Raw genomic sequence first — 21,442 nt, 5'->3', positions numbered from 1 at the left:
CGAGTAGGATCAAGGCGTTACGGAACACGTGGCGACCAGGCGCGGCTGCCGACCACGTAGGGAGTTCCTCGATAGGGGCTCCACGACCGGGAAAGCCCAAGGGCTTGTGGCTGACCGGCAAGTTATCTTAGCGGCGATGGCCTTAAGGCTGGGCTCAAGAATATGGGCCTCGAGGAAGGTCGCGATGTGACGTTCGATATCCGCTTCACCAGGGGTGACCCGCAGGCGACTCCGGTGGCTGCGGCGGCCCTCGTGAAGGAGCGGGTGGACCTCATCTTTTCGGTCCATGAGGAAGCCACGCACGCTGTGAAAGCCGCGACCCAGACGATTCCCATCGTCTTCGTGAGGATAGGCGATCCGGTGGCCGCCGGCATTGTCAAGGAGATCGCCCGTCCGGGGGGGAACATCACCGGTGTGTCGAGTCTGGATACAGAGCTCGTACCCAAACGGCTGGAGATCCTGAAGGCAGTCGTCCCCACACTGCGCCGGGTTTGGGCTGTCTATCACACGGAAGACCGCTCCTCGATTGCGGCCGCCCGAAAGGCCCAGGAGGTGGCCCCGCTCCTGAAGCTGGAGCTGCTGGCGCGGCCGGTGCGAACGTCTGAGGAACTTGCAAGCAGCCTCAAGGGTCTCCGACCGGGGGATGGCCTGCTGTGCCCGCCCGCTGTCTCCATGAACATCCCAAGTGTGATCCTGGACCTGGAAAGATTTTCCCGGGTGCCGGCCGTCTTCTTCAGCGCTTTCTGGGTTCAGGCTGGCGCGATGGTGTCATACGGCTCCGACTTCTACGCTGACGGGGTCCAGGCGGCACGTCTCGTGGCAAAGATTCTCAGGGGAGCGCGCCCCCAGGACCTGCCCGTGGAAGGTGCCAATAAGATCGAGCTCGCGGTTAACCTCAAGGCTGCCAGGGGCCTCGGGGTAACTATTCCCCGTGAGATCCTGGCGCGGGCAGACAGGGCGATCGAGTGAGCCGGGGATCAAGAGATAACGCGAGGGATCGGGCTGGGCTAAACTTCTCGCTGCCTAAGGCGAGCGGACGCCGGCGGGCGCTTGAGACCCCCGGATCGCTCACTTCGGGTATCTGACCATCATGGAGAGGAGGTAACGGCGTGCGCGGGACAGTTTATCTCATTTCTGCAATTCTCGTTGCAGTGATCGCCGTTTTGCTCCTGGCCGGCCCGGCGGTTGCCCTCCGAGTGGGGCAGAAAGCGCCAGAGTTCACTCTGCCCGCCCCCGGCGGGAAGCAGGTCAAGCTGGGAGACCTGTTGGGCAAAGGCCCGGTGGTGATTTACGTGTTCGGCCAGGCCTTCGAGGCGGTCTGAACTGCCGAGATCAGCGGCTTCGAGGCGAACCTCGCCAAGTTCGAAGCCGCGGGCGCCCAGGTCGTGGGCGTGAGCGCAGACAGCCCGGCCACTCTTGAAGCGTTCACCAAGCACAACAACATTAAGCACCTACTCCTGTCTGACTTCGACCGCAAGATGCTCCGGGCCTATGGGGCACTTGTGATGGACAAGAACAGTCCGGTCTACCGGTACGGGAAACGGGCCTATTTCATCCTGGACCGCAAGGGCATCGTCCGCTGGGTGAAGATCCAGGAGAACCGGCTGGACCTCCTGAAGCCCGACGGGGTGCTGGAGGCTGTTGAGAAGTTCGGCAAATGATCAAGAGGGGTTTCGCTCTGGCGAGTCTGGCCATTGCACTGCTCGCGACGGCTACTCTAGGCGATGAGCCGGACTTCGCGGCACTCGGGATCCAGCGCTACGCTCCGCCGAAGCCGGCGCCCCCCTTCGCGCTGCCGGACCTCAACGGTAGGACGGTTCGGCTGGAGGACCTGCGCGGTAAGGTCGTTCTCCTGTACTTCTGGACCACCTGGTGACCGGATTGCCGGGAGGAGTTGCCTTCCGTCAACAAACTCTATAGCGACCTTAAGGGGAGGGGATTCGAAGTTCTCCTGATTAACTTCCGGGAGCCGCCGGAACTGGTGAAGCGTACCGTCAAAGAGCGTGGCTACGTTGCCCCTGTGCTGCTCGATCAGAGCGGCGAGGTAACGGGCAAGGCGTACGGTGTCTGGGGCCCACCGACCGGGTACTTCGTTGACCGGCGCGGGAGGCTCGTTGGACGCGTTGCGGGGCCGCGCAGTTGGGATAGCCCGGCGGCCCGCAATTTCATCCTGGCGCTGCTCGAAGCGCCAGCGAAACGCTGACGCGGGGAGGGGGCGCGTGAGCCGAGGGAGGAAAGGATGAAGCGTTTTGACCTCAGCGGGAGGGTAGCGATCGTCACAGGGGGTAACGGGGGGATCGGGCTCGGCATGGCCCGGGGTATGGGCGAGGCCGGGGCCCACCTGGTGGTGGCGGCGCGAAACCGCGACAAAAACGTCCGGGCCGTCAAGGAGCTTGAAGCCCTCGGCGCTCAGGCTATCGCGGTCGAGGTGGATGTGACCCAGGAGGCCGCGGTGGCGTCCCTCATGGCCGCCACGCTGGAGCGCTGCGGCCGGCTCGACATCCTGGTGAACAACGCCGGGACCAACATTCGCAAGCCCCCCGAGACCTACACGCTCGAGGAGTGGCGGCTGATCCTCGAGACGAACCTGACCTCGGCCTTCCTCTGCTCAAAAGCGGCGTACCCGCACCTGGTGAAGGCGGGCGGCGGGAAGATCATCAACGTGGGCTCCATGCTGTCGATCTTCGGCGCCTCCTTCGGCGCCGTCTATGGCGCGTCCAAGGGCGGCATCGTCCAGCTCACCAAAGCCCTGGCCGTGGCCTGGGCCAAGGACCGGATTCAGGTCAACGCGATCCTGCCGGGCTGGATCGACACCGACCTGACGAAGCAGGCGCGCAAGGACGTGCCGGGGCTCAACGAGCGCGTCCTGGCGCGGACGCCGGCCGGGCGCTGGGGAGTCCCCGACGATCTCGCGGGCCTCGCCGTGTTCCTCGCCAGCTCCGCATCCGACTTCGTCACCGGCACCGCGATTCCCGTGGACGGCGGGTTTTCCACCCAGATGCTGTAGGAGGATCTGTCGATGAGGATTTCCCAGACCACAGCCGTGGTGACCGGAGGGGCATCCGGGCTCGGGCGCGCAACCGCCGAGCGAATCGTCGCCGGAGGTGGCCGCGCCGTCCTTCTGGATCTTCCGACCTCAAAGGGCGCCGAGACGGCCGAAGCGCTGGGAAAGCAGGCGCTTTTCGCGGCGGCGGACGTCACCAGCCCCGAGCAGGTCGAGGCGGCGCTCACGCTGGCGACGGAGCGCTTCGGGCCGATCACCGTCCTCGTCAACTGCGCGGGCGTGGCCGCGGCGGTGCGCACCGCGACGCGGGGCGGACCGCACCCGCTCGACGTCTTCGCGTTCACGATTCAGGTCAACCTGATCGGCACATTCAACTGCATCCGGCTCGCGGCCGCCCGGATGATGCAGAACGAGCCGAACGAGGAAGGGGAGCGTGGCGTCATCATCAACACGGCGTCGGTGGCGGCCTTCGACGGCCAGGTCGGCCAGGCTGCCTATTCGGCGTCCAAGGGCGGCATTGTCGGGATGACGCTCCCGGTCGCCCGCGACCTGGCGGGCTACGGCATCCGGGTGATGACCATCGCCCCGGGTGTCTTCGAGACGCCCATGGCCGGCATGCTCCCCGACAAGGCGCGCGACTCGCTCATCGAGCAGATCCAGTTCCCCAAGCGCCTGGGGCGCCCGTCGGAGTACGCGGCCCTCGTCGCCCACATCCTGGAGAACGTCAAGCTCAACGGAGAGACGATCCGGCTCGACGGCGCGCTCCGGCTGGCGCCCCGCTAAGGAACTCGGAGGGGGCTTCGCCCCCCTTCCGAATCTCCCCCCAGGAAGATTGCGCCGGCAGAGCCGGCGCTCGGTCCTCGGAGGGGGCGTCGACGGCCCCCTCCGCGGCCTCCCCCCGAGGGTGCGCGGGCGAAGCCCGCGCGGCAGCTCGCTGAGCCGACGACTCTCGCCCGGTCTACTCCTTCAGACGGACGACGCTGAAAGCGGCGACGGGCTTGAGGAAGCCCTTGAGCGCGAGCTCCCCGACCAGCTCCACCTCCGCGACGTCCTCGACCACCGCGTAGACCCGCTGGCTCACGAGGATCTGCCCGCCCCGGGCCTCGTCGCATAGGCGAGCGGCGAGATTCGTCACGGTACCGATCGCCCCGTAGTCGAACCGGCCTTCGAAGCCGATCTTTCCGAGGGTGGCATAGCCGAGGGCGATCCCGACCCCGAAGGCGAGCTGGTGGCCGCGCTTCCGCCACCCCGCGCTCATCTCGCCCACGCGCTCGCGCATCGCCACGGCCATCCGAACGGCGCGCGCGGCCGGGTCCGGGCAGGGGAGCGGATCGTTGAAGAAGACCATCATGCCATCGCCGGCAAACCGTTCCAGCGTCCCCTCGAAGCGGAAGATCAGCTCCCCCATCGCGGCATGGTACTCCCTGAGCACGCCCATCACCTCTTCGGGCTCCGCGGTCTCGGCGAACGCGGTGAAGCCGCGCAGGTCGCAGAAGACTACGGTGATCTCGCGCCGGTGGGATTCTAATAACTTCTCGTCGCCGGCGGACATCACGAGCTCGGCGAGCTGGGGGGAGAGGAAGCGCTTGAGCCGGCCGACCCGCTCGAGCTCGGCCAGTTGCGCCGCGACGCGCTGCTCCAGGGTCCGGTTGAACGCTGCAAGCTCCGCCGCCTGCGCTTCGAGGCGCGAGGCCTGTTCCTGGACGGTGTCGTGGAGGGCCTTGATCCGCAGCATGGACTTGACCCTGGCGACCAGCGCGGCCTGGTCCACGGGCTTCGTCAGGTATTCGTCGGCCCCCGCCTCGAGACCGGCCACGACATCCCTGGAGTCGGCCTTGGCGGTGACCAGGATGATCGGGGTGAACGGAAAGGAGGCATCGGCCCTGAGCCGTCGGCAGACCTCGGTCCCGTCCAGCTTGGGCATCATGACGTCGAGCAGGATCAGGTCCGGCTGGGCAGCCCGAGCGACAGCCAGCGCCTCCTCGCCGTCGGCCGCTGTGAGGATCTCGTAGCCGTGGACCGCGAGGCGGCTCTGGATAATCTCCACGTTCATGAGATTGTCATCGACGACCAGGATCCGCGGCGGCGTTCTCACGATGTGACCTCAGCGCGGACCGGGAGCGTGAATTTCCTGGTGTTCCACACGAACGGGCAGCGTGATCCGGAAGGTGGAGCCCCTGCCTGCGTGGGACTCCACCCAGATGCGCCCGCGGTGCAGCTCGATGATGCGTTTGGCGATCGAGAGCCCGACGCCCATTCCGCCCTTCCTCCGGGTGCTGGAACTGTCGACCTGCTGCAACTCCTCGAAGATCTTCTGCTGATCCGCGGGCGCGATCCCCGGTCCCGTGTCAGCCACCGAGACCAGGAACGTCCCATCGGACACCGTCGCCTCCAAGCGGACCTCACCGGCATCGGTGAACTTGATCGCGTTCCCGACGAGGTTCAGCAGCACCTGGGTGATACGCTGTTCGTCGCCCCTCGCGCGTGGCAGGTCCGCGGACACTGCGGCTTTCAGCGCCAGGCGTTTCTCGGCCGCCAGGGGTTGCAGGGACGTCATGACCGCCTGAACGACGTCCTTGAGGGAGTAGTCCGTGAGGGCGAGGGCAAGCTGTCCCGCCTCCAGCTTGGTGAGATCGAGGACGTCGTTGATGAGGCCGAGGAGATGGTGGCCGTTCTTCTCCACCCGGTCCATCGCGTCCCGAGCCTTCCGAGGCACGTCCCCATAGATGTTGTCCAGGACCAGCTTCGTGTAGCCGAGGATGGCATTCAGAACATGACTGTCAGCACGAGGATGGCCTGCTGGTGGAGCCGGCGGGCGCATGCGACCAGGAATTTCGAGACGACCTGCCCCGTCGTATCTCCGCCCCGGAAAGGTGCTCTTGGCTTCATCTCAAACCTCCACGAAGATAAAGAGCATCCCTTCGCCTGTCGCCCGCCTTGAGGCCCGCCCGGATGTCCTCCGACTCGCCTACGGCACGAACTCGCGGATCTTGGCCAGCAGCGCCCGCGGGCTGAACGGCTTCGCCACGTAGGCATCGCAGCCGGCCTCGAACGCTCTGGCATCGTCACCGCTCAGGGCGTACGACGTCACCGCGATGACCGGGATCCCGCGCAGCGCGGGGTTGGCCTTGATGCGGCGGGTGGCCTCGTAGCCGTCGAGGCCGGGGAGCTGGATGTCCATGAGGATCAGATCGGGGCGGTGCCCCTCCGCCAGGGCGATGCCCTCCTCCCCGGTGGTCGCCTCGATCATCTCGTAGCCCGCGCTCGTGAGCAGGTCGCGGACGATCCGGCGGTTGTCCTCCTGGTCCTCGACCACCAGGATCCGCTTGCTCATGGGGTCTCAGTCGGGCGCTCAACGCGCACGGGCAGGGTGAATTTCTCGGAGGGGAGCCCCGCCCTGACCCTCGCGCTGAGGGTCGGCTCCGCCGACCCGCTCGGGTGCCCGCTGAGGAAGCTCGGTCCGGTCGCGCATCCCGCCAGGGGTTGCGCTGGCCGGGTGCCCGCCCCGGGGGCACGGGTAGGCGCTCGAACCGTCACCGATCGGTCGTTCATGCGGCGCCAGCTTGGTGTTCCACGCGAACGGGTAGCGTGAAGCGAAAGGTCGAGCCTTTGCCGAGTTCGGATTCCACCCAGATGCGGCCGCCATGAATCTCGATAATGCGTTTGGCGATGGCGAGGCCGAGGCCGGTGCCGCCCTTGGGGCGGGTAGAGGAGCTGTCGACTTGGTGGAACTCTTCGAAGATCTTCTCCTGGTCGGCGGGGGCAATGCCGGGGCCAGTGTCGGCGACGGAGACGAGGAAAGCGCCGTCGGCGAGAGAGACCTCGATGTGGACCCCGCCGGCTTCGGTGAACTTGATGGCATTGCCGACCAGGTTCAGGAGCACCTGGGTAATCCGGCGCTCATCGCCGCGGCCCCGAGGCAGGTCAGGCGCGATGCTGACCTTCAGCGCGAGCTTCTTTTCCGCCGCCAGGGCTTCCACGGCGGTGACCACAGTCTGGATGATGTCCTTGAGGGAATAGTCGGCGGGCGCGACGGTGAGCTGGCCGGCCTCGATCTTGGAGAGGTCGAGGACGTCGTTGATGAGGCCGAGGAGGTGGCGCCCGCTTTTGTCCACCCGAACCATCACGTCCCGAATCTTTTCCGGCACTGCACCATAGATACTGTCCAGAATGAGTTCTGTATAACCCAGGATGGCGTTGAGCGGGGTGCGGAGCTCATGGCTCATGTTGGCGAGGAACTGGGACTTGTGACGGCTCGCCACTTCCAGTCTCAGGTTGGCCTCTTGAAGCTCTTGGGTGCGGGCTTTGACCTTGGCCTCTAGCTCCTCCGCGTACTGCCTCACCTGCTCGTACAGCTTGGCGTTCTCGATGGCGATGGCGGCTTGGTCGGCGAGGGCGCTCAAGAGCTGTCGATCCTCTTCGTTGAACTTGTTTGGCACCCGGCTGGTCACGGCGAGAACGCCGATCACGGCGCCCCGCGCGTTCAGCGGGACTGCGACAACCGAGCGGATCCCGGCCTCCTGCACCGCAGCGAGGAAGGGGCTGTCGCGGTACTCCTTGGCGTAGTCGTTGACCATCATCGGGGTTGCCGTCGCGATCACGCGCCCGGTCAGGCCTTCGCCCGGCCGGACCTGCACTCTGGCCAGCGCCTCGGGCACCGTGCCGCTATAGGCCTGAATGCCAAACGTGCCGGTGTCCTCCTGGCGGAGCGAGAGCAGGCAGCTCTCCGCCTCCAGGAGGCCTTGGGCGCGCTCAACGATGAGCTTCAGGGCTGGCTTGAGAGCCACCTGGGCCGTTATCTCCTGGCCGATCTCGTACAGCGTGGCGGTCTCCGCGACCTTCCGCCGCAGGGCCCCTTCGTTCTGTTCCAGGCTACTGGTCATTTCGTTAAACGTCATGGCGAGCAGACCGATCTCGTCCCGCGTCGTGACTTCAACGCGCTGGGAGAGATCGCCCGCGGCGATCTGCGAGGCGGCGCGGGCCATGGCACGGAGCGGACTCAGGATGTAGCCGACGAACACGAAGGAGATGAGAACCCCGAGCAGGATGATTGCCAAGGTCAACCCGACGCCCGTCACCAGCGTTCTGCGGATCGTCGCCTGCATGGTCCCGAGAGACATGATGATCTGCACGCTTCCACGCCTGGCGCCCCTGGCCGCCGTGGGCTCGGGCTCCGGCTCTTTGCCGAGCAGCAGCATCGCCGCGCCAAGTTGCTCCTCGGTTCTGCTCGGCGTCGTTACGGCCGTTTCCACGGGAGCCGCGGTATGGTAGACCTCCTGCGTGCCGACCACGTGGTAATGGATCGAGGACGCCGTCACCTGCCCCGCAAGCGCGCTGGCGTGCTCGCGCGCGCGCGCGACAGCCTGTTTGGTGGCTGCTGGAGCGCCGATTTCCTTGAACCCCTGCGCAAGCTCTTTGCCGGCCGCATCGGCGATCAGCACGTAGAGAACGCCCTCCTCCTGCAGGATGCCGTGGATCAGCTCGCGGAGGATGACCTCATCCTCGGTCAGGACGCCGTACTTGCTGTTATGCGCCAGGTTGCGCGTGAGCGACAGCGCGCGCTTCTGAAGCTCGTCCGTGAAGACCTCCTTGGTCTGACCGAGGAAGTACCAGCTCAGGATGCCGCCCACGGCCAGGATCAGGAGGCTGATGGAGGCGATCGCTTTTACCTTCAGCGATACCTTGCCGGGCTGCCTGTTCCCCCGCGCCATCGGACCTTTGCCCGGGGCCATTATCGGTAGACCTTGCTCGCGGTCTTCATGATCTCTGGCGAAAGCGTCAGGCCGATCTTGAGTGCCGTGTTCAGGTTGACGGCGAGGTTGACCTTTGCCGGGAAGATGATGTTGACGCCGGCCAGGCTCAGCCGCCCGCTCGCGATCTCGGTCAGGAGCTGGCACGCCTGACGCCCGATATCGCCGTAATCGGGAGAAAGTGAGGCGAGCGCACCGACCTCCACGAAAATCTCGGAGACGGTGATAAGGGGCAGGTTGTGCTCGAAGGCGGTCAGGGACAGGAACTTGAACGACTCCGGCGTGACCACCGTATCATCCGCGACCATCCAGAGGGCGTCGATCTTCCCGAGCATGCCCCTGAGGGCGGCGGGGACCTGCTTGTGGGAGCTCACAGGAGTCGCGATCAGCTTGAGCCCCAGCTTGTCGGCGACCCGACCGGCTTCGGCGACCGTTGCCCCGGTCTTCTCGGGATCGTAGATCACGCCGATGGTGCGGATGGACGGGGCGAGGGATTTGTAGGTGGCGAACTGTCGCTCAACCGGGATGTCCAGCGCGATGCCGGCGATATTTTGGGCCTCCAGGCTGTGCTTGCGCGGGTTGGGGACCATGACGAAAATCACCGGAATGTTGCGGATCTCTTCCTTCGCGACGCGGGCCGCCAGGGCCCCGATGGCCAGGACGAATCGGGGCTTGCCGGCGATGATCTTTTGGACGATCTCCTTCTTCCCCCGGTCGCTCCCGCCGAGGTTGTATTCGGTGATGGGATCCGGACAAGCGGAAACGAACCCGGCGAGCGCCTTGTTGAACGGTTCGATGTCGTGGCTTTTGATGACGGCGACGGCTTGGGCGGTCGCCCGTGCGGGGCTGAGGAGGGACAGCGACCCAAACGCGAGGGCGAGCGCCGCGAGGAGGACTCTCTGCTGCCGATGGATCCGGCTCGGCCTGCGAGCGATGATCGTCTGGCTCCCTTTAAAAGCTATACTCCACGCCGAAGGTCGTGATGAGCTTCGACCGCAATCCGGATTCCTGATTCAGGGGCACCTGGAGGTTCAGCAGGAGCAAAAGCTGCTTCCACGGGTTCCATTTTACCCCAAGAGACCCGGTGACGATGTTGTCCCCGATCCCGGTGCCGTCTGGGCGGTGACTGCCGAGCACGTCGCCGGCCACGCTGAGCCGCTGGGTGCCGACATCGAACCCGACGGCGTACTCCACGCTGCTCCGCTCGTCCCGGTCCAGATCAAACTCGTAGCCGGCGTTGAGGTGCGGCGTAAACCAACCGGCAAATGTCCGCGACGCGACGAGGAACGGTCTCAGGGTCGTCGTCCCGGTCCCGAGGAAGTTCTTTTCGTCGCCCGTGTTCAGCTTGGCGAGGACGGCGGCGGCGAGATCAAGCTCGTTGCGCTTGAGAAGGTGGTATTTGGTTCGCAGCACGATGTCACCCACGCCGGTAGCGCTCTCGAAGGCTTGGTCGTCCGGGCTCTCCGGGCCGCCGACGAACGTGTGGACGCCCGGGAAGAGGGTGTTTTGCGGTGACTGGACGATGCGCGCTCTGCTCCTGACATCCATGTCGATGCTGGTGATGGGGAGCAGGATGCCGGCATCGAGGCGGTCGGTGATCCCGTAGGTCGCCGCCAGGGCAAAGATCTGGACCCGGATGTCCAGATCGAGATCGATGAGCAGGATGTCCCGCTCGAACTGCTCGCGGACATCAGGGAACCCGATGACGTTGGGGTCATGCCGGGCCACCACTTGCAGCCCGTCCAGGCTCTTTCCGGCGAACTTGTCGTACTCGAAGAAGGTGTAGGAGGCATGCAGGTTGAGCTTCCCCTGCCCGAGCGTCGGCGCGCGTTCCGCGAACAGCGGACCCAGCGTCTCGGTGGTGCGCACGAACGTGCCGAGTTCCTTTTCGAACGCGAAGGTGAAACCTCCCACCGAGGAGCTGAACGGGAAGACGCCGAGCTGGGCGGCGAGCAGCTCGTTCAGCCGATTGATGCTGGCGGCGGAGCCGATGGAGAAGTGTGCGGTATGGTTGGCGCGGGGATCGGTGGCGACGAAGATCCCGTCGCCGCCGTACAGCCCGCGGATCAGGTCCCGCAAGTCCTTGGCTGAGCCGGGGCTCCCTGACAGGAGCACCGCCCCCAGCAGGATAGGCACCACCACGGTTTTCCTCATGTCAAAGCTCCCCTGTCGGTCGCCTGCGGCCGAAGGTTCCTGAGGCGTCTCCACAGCTCGGCGCTCAGGTTAGGGCACGATGGTCACAGAGTTCTGAACCGGGGGAATGACTCGAAGATAGGCATAGATGGCCTTCAGATCGTCGAGCGTGAAAACGAACTTCGTCGGAAAATGTGGCTCGATCCGGAGCGAGGCGAACGGCCGCCGGAAGTCGGCGCCGAACCGCAGCGTCTGAATGAATTGCTCCTCGGTCAGGAACAGCCCCGTGGTGGGGTCCGGCGTCAGATTCCGGGAAAAGAGATCGAAGCCGAAGAACGCGCCCAAATTCACCCCACCCGCGAGATACCTCGCCGTGTTCACGTTGACGGTCCCCGCGATGAGGCCACCGAAGGGCTCCGTATGGCAACTGTTGCAGTCGGCCAGCGCGTTAACCAGGTAGCTGCCGCGTCCGACCTTGAGGAGCTGGCTCGCCGGAAGCGCGCTGATCGCGTTCGCGACTTGGGTGACAAAGCTCTCGTGCTCTGGCCCGGCGGAGAAGAATAGAAGGATGCCGCCTCCCCGCATGGCATTGTTGGGATCGTTGACGGGGTCACCGTCGCCGAGCGGGGGAAACGGAACGGGGGGAAACGGGAACGGAGGCGTGAAGGTCTGTCGGACCTGGTTCGTCACCGGGCGGATCCGTCGTAAGAAGGCATAGATGGCGCTGAGGTCGTCGCGGGACATGAATCGGAAGACATGCCAGGGCATCACGATCATCTGCTGGGGCGTAGCGGCCGTGCTGTCGGTAAAATCCTTGCCGGTGCGGAGGGCCTCGATGAATTGCTCCTCCGTCAGCTGGAGGCCGGTCGTCGGATCGGGCGTCAGGTTCCGCGAGACGACGGAGGTCAGCCCTTGGACGTCGGGGAAGGGAAGGGGGAATTGCGCGCCGCCGGCCAAGTAGCCCGCAGAGGTGGTATGGCACGTGTTGCATATACTCGCGCCGTTCACCAGGTAGCTCCCCCGCGCCACGCGGTCGATTTCGGCTTGTGACAGCCCGGTAAGATCCAAGCCCGCGCCGAGTGCCGCAGCCAGACGGAGGCCCAGCTCTTCAATCGTCGGCTCCGCCGCTGCTTCAACATCCTCCTCTTCTCTAATCTCATCGTGGCACGCGGCCAGCAGGAGCAAGGAGAACCCGAGTATGGCACCCGACCATGATCTGCGTAGGCGTTTCACGGGCGTCGCCTCCTTTTAGGGCACAGGCCGCATCTGGCTAATGGGGATCATACTGGTCCATTGGATCGAGCGAGGACCAGCCACCGGTGACGTGACTCGGGGCACCTTGCCTCCCTCGAGGTCGGACGGTTGGAGCGTGGAGGCCGGCGTAAGTGTAGATAAGGATCGCGCCTACTGTCAAGGACACCGGATTGCCTCAGAGTTTTGGCTCGCGAGGAGAGGTGGCTCCGGAGATTGGTCAGTCAAGAGGCGCGGCTACGGCAGGAACTCGCGGATCCTCGACAGCAGTTCGCGCGGACTGAAGGGTTTGGCGACGTAGGCGTCGCAGCCGGCCTCCAAAGCCCTGGCCTCGTCCCCGCTCAGCGCGTACGAGGTCACGGCGATGACCGGGATCCCGCGGAGCGCCGGGTTGGCCTTGATGCGGCGGGCGGCCTCATAGCCGTCGAGGCCGGGGAGCTGGATGTCCATGAGGATCAGATCGGGGCGGTGCGCCTCGGCCAGGGCGATGCCCTCCTCGCCGGTGGCGGCTTCGATTGTCTCGTAGCCGGCACTCATGAGGAGGTCGCGCACGATGCGTCGGTTGTCCTCCTGGTCCTCGACGACCAGGATGCGCTTGCTCATACTCGCTCCTTCTGATGCTCCACGCGCACCGGGAGAGTGAAGCGGAAGGTCGAGCCCTGACCCAGGGCGGACTCGACCCAGATGCGACCTCCGTGCAGCTCGACGATGCGCTTGGCGATGGCGAGGCCGAGACCGGTGCCGCTCTTGCGCCGGGTCGGGGCACTGTCGGCTTGCTGGAACTCCTCGAAGATCCTCGCCTGATCGGCGGGGGCAATGCCGGGGCCGGAGTCGGCGACGGAGACCAGGAAGGCGGCGTCGGCCAGCGTGGCCTGGACCCGGACCTCGCCGGCCTCGGTGAACTTGATCGCATTGCCGACCAGGTTCAGGAGCACCTGGGTGATCCGGCGCTCGTCGCCGCGGCCGGGGGGCAGGCCCTGGGGGACGGAGATCTTGAGGGCGAGCCTCTTCTCGGCCGCCAGGGCCTCCATCTGGGTGACGACGGTCTGGACAACGTCCTTCATCGAGTACTGGGCGAGCGCGAGGGCGAGCTGGCCGGCCTCGATCTTGGAGAGGTCGAGGACATCGTTGATGAGGCCGAGGAGGTGGCGGCCGCTCTTGTCCAGGCGCTCCAGGACCTCCCGGACCTTCTCGGACACCTCGCCATAGATGCTGTCCAGGATGAGCTCGGTGTAGCCGAGGATGGCGTTGAGGGGGGTGCGGAGCTCGTGGGACATGTTGGCGAGGAACTGGGACTTGTGGCGGCTGGCGAGCTCGAGCTGCTGGCTCTTCTCCTCGATCTCGCGGAAGAGGCGGGCGTTCTCGATGGCCAGGACCGACTGGGTCGCAAACCGCTGGAGGAGATCTACCGTTTCTTTCGGAAACTCGCCCGGCAGCCTGCGGCGGACGACCAGCGCGCCGATGAGCTTGTCTTCGCGTTGGAGGGGCACGGCGAGCAACGCCCTGAACCCCGCGCGCTCGGCAATCGGGCGAAGTCGTTCCTCGTAGGCGCCCGCTTGCAGGATGTCGGGGATCTGAACCGGCTGGCGGGCCATGCCCGCTCGCCCGACCGCGCCTTCCCCCAGGCGAATCGGCGTGGCCCGGAAAGCCTCGACCAACTCCTCCTCGAGCTTCTGGGTCACGCACAGGTGAAATGCGCGCATGGATTCGTCGTACTCGTAGACCGCGCCGCCGTCCGTGCCGCAGAGCTGATCGGCGCGGTTGACGATGCTCGTAAGCACGGTCTCGAGGTCCAGGGTGGAGCTCACGGCCTGGCCCACCTCGCCCAGGGCCTTCAGCTCCTCCACCGATCGGGCTAGCTCACGCGTCCGGGCCTGGAGCTCTTGGAAGAGGCGGACGTTCTCGATGGCGATGACGGCCTGGTCGGCAAAGGTCTGGAGGAGGGCGATCTGTTTCTGGGTGAACGGCTGGACCTCCGTACGGCGGAGACCGATCCCGCCGATGGCGACGCCTTCCCGCATGAGCGGCACGGCGAGCGTAGTGCGGAACCCCATCCGCCGAGCGAACTCTCTGCCTTCTGGGAAGTCCTCGGCCTCCAAGAGGTCGTGGACATGCACCGGCCGAGCGTCAAGGATCGCGCGCCCCAGAGTTCGGCCCCGAACGAGTGGACGCACCTCCTGCCGGTACGGGATCGGTCCGTAGTGCGCGACAAGGCGCGTGGCGTCATCCTCCCGAAGGAACACTGCAGCGTCATACGCGCCGCACACTTGCGCCGCGTTCTGTGCAATGACGTCCAGGACTGGCTGGAGGTCCGTCGGTGAGCTCGAGATGACCCGGAGGATTTCAGCAGTGGCGGTCTGCTGCTCCAGGGCCTCGGTGAGCTCGCGGTTGCGGGCCTCCAGCTCCTGGAACAGGCGCGCGTTCTCGATGGCGATCACCGCCTGCGCTGCGAAGGTCTCGAGGAGCTTGATCTGCTTGTCGGTGAAGGGTCGGACGGCGAAGCGCCGCGCGATGATCAGGCCAACCGGTTCACTGTCCTTCAGCAGCGGGACGCCCAGGTGAGTCTTCGAGCCGGGCAGCTTGTGCGCGGCGTATTCGCGTTCGTACTCCGGATCCGTGTCGATGTCCTCGATCTGGACGCTGCGGCGCTCCAGCGCTACCCGTCCCGTCAGTGACCCGCGCCCGGGACGCAGGGCGATGGTGCCCCAGTAGGACATGAAGGTGTCCTGGTCGACGAAGTCTCCCGCGTTCGCAACGTAGCAGTAGACGTCACCCTCGCGTCTGAGGATCGAGGCATTGTCGGCGCCGCAGAGCTGGACCGCCTTCTCGACGACTGCCTGGAACACCGGGGTGACGTCGAGGGTCGAGCGGCTGATGACATTCAGAATCTCGCTCGTCGCGGTCTGCTGTTCGAGCGCCTCCTTCGTCTCGTTGAACAGGCGGACGTTCTCGATGGCGATGACGGCCTGGTTGGCGAAAGTCTTGAGGAGCGCGATCTGCTTGTCTGTAAATGGGTGAACCTCCAAGCGTCGAATGACGATGACGCCGATGGGGGTGCCCTCTCTCAGAAGTGGCGACACGAGGACCGTATGATGACCGAGGCGTCTTTGAAGATCCTTAACCTCGGGATACTCGGTATCGACCTCCGCCGCGAGGTCGTGAACGTGGATGGTTTGCTTGTCAACGACAGCGCGGCCGCTCACCGATCTGCGATTGATCGCCTGGGGCACCTGGGCGATGATGCTGCCATACTTTGCGACGGGCTTCAGCATGTCGTCTTCGAGACGAAAAACCTCAGCGTCGTTCGCACCGCATACCCGCGCCGCATTCTCAGCGATGGCATCGAGCACGGGCTGAAGCTCTGTCGACGAGCTGCTGATGACGCGGAGGATCTCGCTCGTGGCCGTCTGCTGCTCAAGGGCCTCGGTGAGGTCGCGGTTGCGGGCCTGGAGCTCCTGCGACAGGCGGGCGTTCTCGATGGCGATGGCGGCCTGGTCGGCGAAGGTTTTGAGCAGGGCGATCTGTTTGGCGGTGAAGGGACGTACGGTGGTGCGGCGGATCAGGATGGCACCCACGGCTACGCCATTGATCAGCAAGGGGGTCGCAACGACTGTCCTCACCCCGTCCGCCCGTTGGGCGGGCGCCATCTCCTTGAAGTCGTGCCGAACCGCGATCGCCAGGTCTCGGATGTGAACCATCCGCCGATCGAGCACGGCGCGCCCGACGATGCGCCCGCGGCGGAGTGGAAATGTCTCATCGATCACGCTCTCGGTCCGCACGCGCCCGTACTTCGTGAGAAGCCGGTAACAGTCGCCCTCGACGCTGAAGATTAGCGCGTCGTTCGCATCGCAGAGCTTCGCGGCAGTTTTGGCGATCGCGCTCAACACCGGCTGCGCGTCCGTCGGCGAGCCGTGGTGGAGGAGGTCGGGTGTCTCAACAGTGGTCGGGCCCCGGCCTGCCTTGCGCGCGCGCCGCATCATGCTACCCGTGATCGTCGACCGCCAGGATACGTTTGCTCAAGTGGTCTCCATCTGACGCTCGACGCGCACGGGAATGGTGAAGCGGAAGATGGAGCCCTTGCCTAGTTCAGATTCCACCCAGATGCGGCCGCCGTGCAGCTCGATGATCCGCCGGGCGATGGCCAGGCCGAGACCGGTGCCGCCCTTCCGCTTGGTGGGGGAGCTGTCGGCCTGCTGGAACTCCTCGAAGATCTTCTCCTGATCGGCGGGGGCGATGCCGGGGCCGGTGTCGGCGACGGAGACGAGGAAGGTGGCATCGGCCAGCGTAGCCTGGACCCGGACCTTGCCGGCCTCGGTGAACTTGATCGCATTGCCGACCAGGTTCAGGAGGACCTGGGTGAGGCGGCGCTCGTCGCCGCGGCCGGGGGGCAGGTCTGGGGGGAAGGCGACCTTGAGGGCGAGCCTCTTCTCGGCCGCCAGGGCCTCCATCTGGGTGACGACGGTCTGGACAACGTCCTTCATCGAGTACTCGGCGAGGGCCAGGGTGAGCTGGCCGGCCTCGATCTTGGAGAGGTCCAGCACATCGTTGATGAGGCCGAGGAGGTGGCGGCCACTTCGCTCGATCCTGATCATCACGTCCCGGATCCTCTCGGGCACCTGCCCGTAGATTTTATCAAGGATGAGCTCGGTGTAGCCGAGGATGGCATTGAGGGGGGTGCGGAGCTCGTGGGACATGTTGGCGAGGAACTGGGACTTGTGCTGGCTGGCGGCCTCGAGCTGCTGGCTCTTCTCCTCGATCTCGCGGAAGAGGCGCGCGTTCTGGATGGCCAGGACCGACTGGGTGGCAAACGTCTGGAGAAGGTACACCGCGTCGGATGCGAAGCTGCCCGGCCGCTTCCGCCAGACGGTGAGGCCACCGACGACTCGCGCCTCCCTGAGGAGCGGCACTCCCAGGAGGGATCGGTAGCCGAGCTTGATGACAACGGGTCGTACCCGTGAGGCCACGATCGCGCGTTCGCCGAGGATGTCGCCGGTCTGGACGGGTGCTCGCTGGGCCGCGGCTTGCCCGATCGCCCCTTCCCCGAGACGGATTGGCGTCGCCCGAAGCGCCTCAATCAGCTCCTCTTCCATCCGGTACGCCGCCATGAGGCGAAATTCTTCCGTGGCCTCGTTGTACTCGTAGATGGCCCCGGCGTCGGTCCCGGAAAGCTCGACCGCGCGGGCGGCGATTGTGGTGAGCACCGCCTGGAGATCCAGGGTGGAGCTGACGGCCTGGCTGACCTCGCCCAGCGCTTTCAGCTCTTCCACCGAGCGGGCGAGGTCGCGGGTGCGCGCCTGCAGTTCCTGGAACAGGCGGGCGTTCTCGACAGCGACCGCTGCGTGCGGGGCAAACGTCTGGAGCAACTCTACCGTGCGGGGGAGGATCGGCTTGCCGCTGACTTTGTTGTCAGCGGCGAGGACCCCCACGGACTGACCCCGGGCGATCATGGGGACCAGCAGGAAGCTCCGGGTGCGGATCCCCTTGAGCTCCGAGTAGGGCGGCTTGAGGCGCAGCTCGGGCGGGAGCGGGTTCTGCTCGTTAAAGACCAGCGGAACCGCTTCGCGGTACGTCCGGTACATAGCCCCGGCCTCGGTGAGGGGGATCTCGATCCCCTCCAGCTGGGTCAGCTCCTCCTCCGAGAAGCCGGCGCCGCCGAGGTTCACCAGTTTGTCGCCGTCTTGACCCACAGCCCAGATATAGACGCGGTCGATGGCCACCACCTGGCGCGCGGCGTCCAACACGCGAGCGAGTTGCTGTTTGAGCGAGAGGGGCTCTTGCATGGCTGTGGAGAGCCGGTAGAGCTGTTCGAGGTTCCTGGAAAGGGTCTCGAGCTGGACGCGCTGGCTCTCGATCTCCTGGAAGAGCCGGGCGTTCTCGATGGCAACGTTGGAGTGGCTGGCCAGCGCGGTGAGGAGGTTGATCACCCGGTCGTCGAAGACGCGCGGGGCTCGACGGAAGAGCACGAGGCCGCGGGTGACTGTCTGCCCGCCCATCGGGACCGCCAGCAGGGCGCGGAACCCCTCCCTGAGCGTGATCTCCCTGAAGGGGTAGTCCTCGGCCACCGCGACGTCAGGGATCTGGAACGGTTCCCCGCTCTCGGCGGCTCGGAACGTCGCGCTCTTCCGCGGATCGACCGGCGTGGTCTGGATCGCGCCGAGGAATTCCCCGGTGAGGTTTCGGCTCCAGACGCCGACGAAGGCGCCGCGGGAAATGTCGAATTCGAACACGGCGCAAGCATCGGAGTCGGACAGGCTGACGGCGTGGCCCATGATCGCGTCGAGCACCCGCCGGAGGTCAAGCGAGGAGCTGATCGCCTGGCCGACCTCGCCCAGGGCCTTCAGCTCGTCCACCGATCGCGCCAGCTCTCCGGTCCGGGCCTCCAACTCCCGGAACAGGCGGACGTTTTCGATGGCGATCACGGCCTGGTCGGCGAAGGTCTGCACCAACTCGATCTGCTTGTCGGTGAACGGGCGGACCTCACGCCGGCGGATGACGATGGCGCCCAGCGCCGATTCCTCTCGGATGAGCGGGACGACGAGAAGCGTACGTGTCCCGGTCATCCGCCCGAACCGCGCCGACTCGGGGTACTCTTCGACTTCCGCCTCGAGATCGTGAACGTGAATCGTTCGACGCTCGAGCACGGCCCGTCCGCCCGCAACGCCGCGCGCCACCGGCATACCCTCCTCGCGCGCCGTCTTGGACACCGGCATGTCGCCGTACGACGCAGCGAGTTGGAGGACAGGGCCGTCGACGCGAAAGATCTGCGCGTCGTCGGCGGCGCAGAGTCGTGCCGCGTTCTCCGCCACGGAGGTGAGCACCGGCTGGATGTCGGTCGGAGAGCTGCTGATGATGCGCAGGACTTCGCCGGTGGCGGTCTGGCGCTCCAGGGCGTCGCTCAGCTCGCGCGTGCGCGCGTCGACCTTCTGCTCCAGGTTGGCGTAAGACTCCTGGAGCTGGTCGGCCATGCTGTTGAACTGGTCGGCCAGGGCCTCCAGCTCGTCGCCGGTGCGGACCTCGATCCGGTGGTCGAGCGCTCCTGTGCCGATCCCGGCCGCCCCCGTCTGCAACGCCCGGATCGGCTGCACCATCCTCCGGGCCAGGACCAGGCTCGCGAGCACCGACAGCCCCGCGCCCACGAGCACGAGCAGGGCCGTTCGCAGGGCCGGTGCGCGGACCGGCTCGAAGGCTTCGAGGAGCGGCTGCTCCACGAAGACGAACCAGCCGGGTCCCGTGACGCCGGTGGAGGTCGTGAGAACCCTCCGGCCCCGGAGGTCCCGAGCGATCACGGCCTCTTCCTGCCCCTCGCTGTCCAGGGGCCGCGCGCGCGCAGCCTGGACCTGGGAGAGCGAGGAAAGGTCAGTCTTGCTCAGCACCAGGCTGGTGTCCGGGTGGGCGATGAGAATGCCTCGAGAGCCGACCAGGTACGCGTGGCCGTTCTTGCCGATTTTGATCTGGGACACCGCCTCCCAGACGAACTTCAAGCTCACCTCGACCGCGATGACCCCCGGGTCGGCGCCGCTCTCGGGCATCGCGATGGTCATGTACGGCTCGGACTCGTTCCGCACGTAGACGGGGCCGAAGTAGGTCGCCCCGGCCCTGGCCTCGATGAACTTCGGCTCCCGGGAGAAGTCCGCCTGGCTTCCCACCACCGCCGTCCCGAGCCAAGAGGCCCGAACCAGCTCCTTGCCCGACGAATCCAGCTGGCTGATCTCGGTGATGGCCGGGTCCAAGCTTCGCTGGTCGAACGCGCGCGCCCCCCAACCTGACCGGACGATCCAGCGAATCTGGCGCTCGATCTCCTTGACGAACTGCTCGATCTTGGCGGCGGCCTCCGTCGCCCTCTCGCGGTGGATCCGGGCCAGGGCCGTCTTGTTCTCCTGGTAGGAGAAATAGATCTCGGTGAGTCCGCCCGCCAGCAGGGTGCCGCTGACGAGGGTCACCAAGAGGACCACGTACTTTCGAAAGAGTCGGCCTCGAGGCTTACGCAAGGACGTCACCGGTCTTCAGCCTTCAGACGCGGGATCGGTCCGTGACGCAATCGGAAGGTTTCACGCCAGGAACGCGCGAATCTTGGTCAGGAGCGCGCGCGGGCTGAATGGCTTTAAGGAAGCGCCAGTCGGTGCCCTGCGCGATGATCGTCTTCGCACTCGCTTTGATGAGCCTGGCCTCACAAAGGCCGAGGCCGTAAACGCAAGTCACGCCCTCACGCTCGATCAAGCTCATTCGGCGACTGCGAACTGGATTTCCCGCGTGTTCTGCACGACCTTGGATGCTTGCATGATCTCGAACCGGACTATCCCGCCGTCATGGCCGAAATCTGCGATAACGCCGGGACGGATTTCGTCGCTGTCCTTGATCCGCTCGTCGCGCAATGTGATGGTCAACGAATCGGTTTGTTGGTCGTAAGTAATCCTCAAGGTGCCAGTCCTTTCAGGTACTTGTCGATCTGCGAAGTCTTGTAAACTGTCACCACAATCGTCGCGTCCATACTCTCCTCGACGATCACGGTAGAAGCATCTCATGTTGTAGCCCCGAATCGAAATACCGGCGCATGAATACCTTGCGGCCTGGCTGGCCAGGCACGACGAGCTCTGGAGTGGCCAGGGTCTTGTCCGCCTCCGCACGGTCGATCTCGCGATCGGCCAGATTCTTCAAGGCGTGTGGTGACCAACGGACCACCTTCACGCGGCCACTTCCATTTTACTTATCCCTTCAGCTCCTTCTTCAGCTCGTTGAGGAAGCGCCAGTCGGTGTGCAGCTACTGGCGTGTTCGTTGATCATGGGTGCCTCCTGCTTGGTGGTCCACGCGCACGGGGAGCGTGAAGCGGAAGGTGGAACCCTGGCCGGGAGTGGACTCCACCCAGATGCGGCCGCCGTGCAGCTCGATGATCCGGCGGGCGATGGAGAGGCCGAGGCCGGTACCGCCCTTCCGGCGGGTGCTGGAGCTGTCGGCCTGCTGGAACTCTTCGAAGATCTTCGCCTGATCGGCGGGGGCGATGCCGGGGCCGGTGTCGGCGACGGCGACGAGGAAGGCGCCGTCGGCCAGCGTGGCCTGGACCCGGACCTCGCCGGCCTCGGTGAACTTGATGGCGTTGCCGACGAGGTTCAGGAGGACCTGGGCGATTCGGCGCTCGTCGCCGCGGCCGGAGGGTAGGTCGGGGGGGACGGCGACCTTGAGGGCGAGCTTCTTCTCGGCGGCCAGAGCCTCGACGGCGGTGAGGACGGTCTGGATGACGTCCTTGAGGGAGTAGTCGGCGAGGGCGAGGGTGAGCTGGCCGGCCTCGATCTTGGAGAGGTCGAGGAT

At 65.7% G+C, this 21,442-nt stretch carries 19 protein-coding genes and 1 pseudogene; 7 read left to right on the top strand and 13 right to left on the bottom strand.

Annotated elements, in window-relative coordinates:
• Positions 1-135: 135 nt before the first annotated feature.
• From HY726_20900 to HY726_20870, 7 genes and pseudogenes are all read left to right on the top strand, one after another.
• Positions 136-969, top strand: a pseudogene (locus HY726_20900) (ABC transporter substrate-binding protein).
• 140 nt (positions 970-1,109) lie between these two features.
• Positions 1,110-1,322 carry a redoxin domain-containing protein gene (locus tag HY726_20895; protein MBI4611457.1) on the top strand — a complete coding sequence of 71 codons (213 nt, stop codon included), beginning with the start codon at positions 1,110-1,112 and terminating at the stop codon, positions 1,320-1,322.
• A 9-nt stretch (positions 1,323-1,331) separates the two neighbouring features.
• Complete coding sequence (locus tag HY726_20890) at positions 1,332-1,661, top strand: redoxin domain-containing protein (protein MBI4611456.1); 330 nt, start codon at positions 1,332-1,334, stop codon at positions 1,659-1,661.
• A complete protein-coding gene (locus HY726_20885) occupies positions 1,658-1,876 on the top strand; it encodes a redoxin domain-containing protein (GenBank protein ID MBI4611455.1) in 219 nt (72 codons plus the stop codon). Before HY726_20890 ends, HY726_20885 begins: the two co-directional genes overlap by 4 nt.
• A gap of 18 nt (positions 1,877-1,894) precedes the next feature.
• Positions 1,895-2,203, top strand: a complete 309-nt coding sequence (locus HY726_20880; GenBank protein ID MBI4611454.1) for a TlpA family protein disulfide reductase — start codon at positions 1,895-1,897, stop codon at positions 2,201-2,203.
• 36 nt (positions 2,204-2,239) lie between these two features.
• Complete coding sequence (locus HY726_20875; protein ID MBI4611453.1) at positions 2,240-3,007, top strand: glucose 1-dehydrogenase; 768 nt, start codon at positions 2,240-2,242, stop codon at positions 3,005-3,007.
• Between the two features lie 12 nt (positions 3,008-3,019).
• On the top strand, positions 3,020-3,787 hold the full coding sequence (locus HY726_20870; GenBank protein ID MBI4611452.1) for a 3-hydroxyacyl-CoA dehydrogenase: 768 nt from the start codon (positions 3,020-3,022) through the stop codon (positions 3,785-3,787).
• 175 nt (positions 3,788-3,962) lie between these two features.
• Here the strand turns inward: HY726_20870 and HY726_20865 are convergent, their stop codons facing one another.
• The 13 genes from HY726_20865 to HY726_20805 form a co-directional block, all read right to left on the bottom strand.
• Complete coding sequence (locus tag HY726_20865; protein MBI4611451.1) at positions 3,963-5,099, bottom strand: response regulator; 1,137 nt, start codon at positions 5,097-5,099, stop codon at positions 3,963-3,965.
• A gap of 9 nt (positions 5,100-5,108) precedes the next feature.
• On the bottom strand, positions 5,109-5,825 hold the full coding sequence (locus HY726_20860) for a HAMP domain-containing histidine kinase (GenBank protein ID MBI4611450.1): 717 nt from the start codon (positions 5,823-5,825) through the stop codon (positions 5,109-5,111).
• Positions 5,826-5,972: 147 nt separating this feature from the next.
• Positions 5,973-6,338, bottom strand: a complete 366-nt coding sequence (locus tag HY726_20855) for a response regulator (protein MBI4611449.1) — start codon at positions 6,336-6,338, stop codon at positions 5,973-5,975.
• A gap of 214 nt (positions 6,339-6,552) precedes the next feature.
• Positions 6,553-8,715, bottom strand: a complete 2,163-nt coding sequence (locus HY726_20850; GenBank protein MBI4611448.1) for a GAF domain-containing protein — start codon at positions 8,713-8,715, stop codon at positions 6,553-6,555.
• A 20-nt stretch (positions 8,716-8,735) separates the two neighbouring features.
• Positions 8,736-9,767 (bottom strand): hypothetical protein, encoded by a 1,032-nt coding sequence (locus tag HY726_20845; protein ID MBI4611447.1) that lies wholly within the window; start codon positions 9,765-9,767, stop codon positions 8,736-8,738.
• A complete protein-coding gene (locus HY726_20840) occupies positions 9,706-10,908 on the bottom strand; it encodes a transporter (GenBank protein ID MBI4611446.1) in 1,203 nt (400 codons plus the stop codon). Before HY726_20840 ends, HY726_20845 begins: the two co-directional genes overlap by 62 nt.
• 69 nt (positions 10,909-10,977) lie before the next feature.
• Entirely contained in the window at positions 10,978-12,120 is a 1,143-nt protein-coding gene (locus HY726_20835) for a hypothetical protein (protein MBI4611445.1), read from the bottom strand.
• A 255-nt stretch (positions 12,121-12,375) separates the two neighbouring features.
• A complete protein-coding gene (locus tag HY726_20830) occupies positions 12,376-12,741 on the bottom strand; it encodes a response regulator (GenBank protein MBI4611444.1) in 366 nt (121 codons plus the stop codon).
• A complete protein-coding gene (locus tag HY726_20825) occupies positions 12,738-16,118 on the bottom strand; it encodes a GAF domain-containing protein (GenBank protein ID MBI4611443.1) in 3,381 nt (1,126 codons plus the stop codon). The genes HY726_20830 and HY726_20825 overlap by 4 nt, the downstream gene beginning before the upstream one ends.
• Positions 16,119-16,154: 36 nt before the next feature.
• On the bottom strand, positions 16,155-20,078 hold the full coding sequence (locus HY726_20820; protein MBI4611442.1) for a GAF domain-containing protein: 3,924 nt from the start codon (positions 20,076-20,078) through the stop codon (positions 16,155-16,157).
• Positions 20,079-20,357: 279 nt separating this feature from the next.
• Positions 20,358-20,555, bottom strand: a complete 198-nt coding sequence (locus HY726_20815) for a DUF2283 domain-containing protein (GenBank protein MBI4611441.1) — start codon at positions 20,553-20,555, stop codon at positions 20,358-20,360.
• A gap of 85 nt (positions 20,556-20,640) precedes the next feature.
• Complete coding sequence (locus HY726_20810; GenBank protein MBI4611440.1) at positions 20,641-20,823, bottom strand: DUF4258 domain-containing protein; 183 nt, start codon at positions 20,821-20,823, stop codon at positions 20,641-20,643.
• A gap of 73 nt (positions 20,824-20,896) precedes the next feature.
• Positions 20,897-21,442, bottom strand: a 546-nt coding sequence (locus HY726_20805; GenBank protein MBI4611439.1) for a histidine kinase, incomplete at its 5' end; no start/stop codon positions are given.

Source organism: Candidatus Rokuibacteriota bacterium (assembly GCA_016209385.1).
Classification (GTDB): domain Bacteria; phylum Methylomirabilota; class Methylomirabilia; order Rokubacteriales; family CSP1-6; genus JACQWB01.
This window is presented reverse-complemented; position numbering and strand designations above follow the sequence as displayed.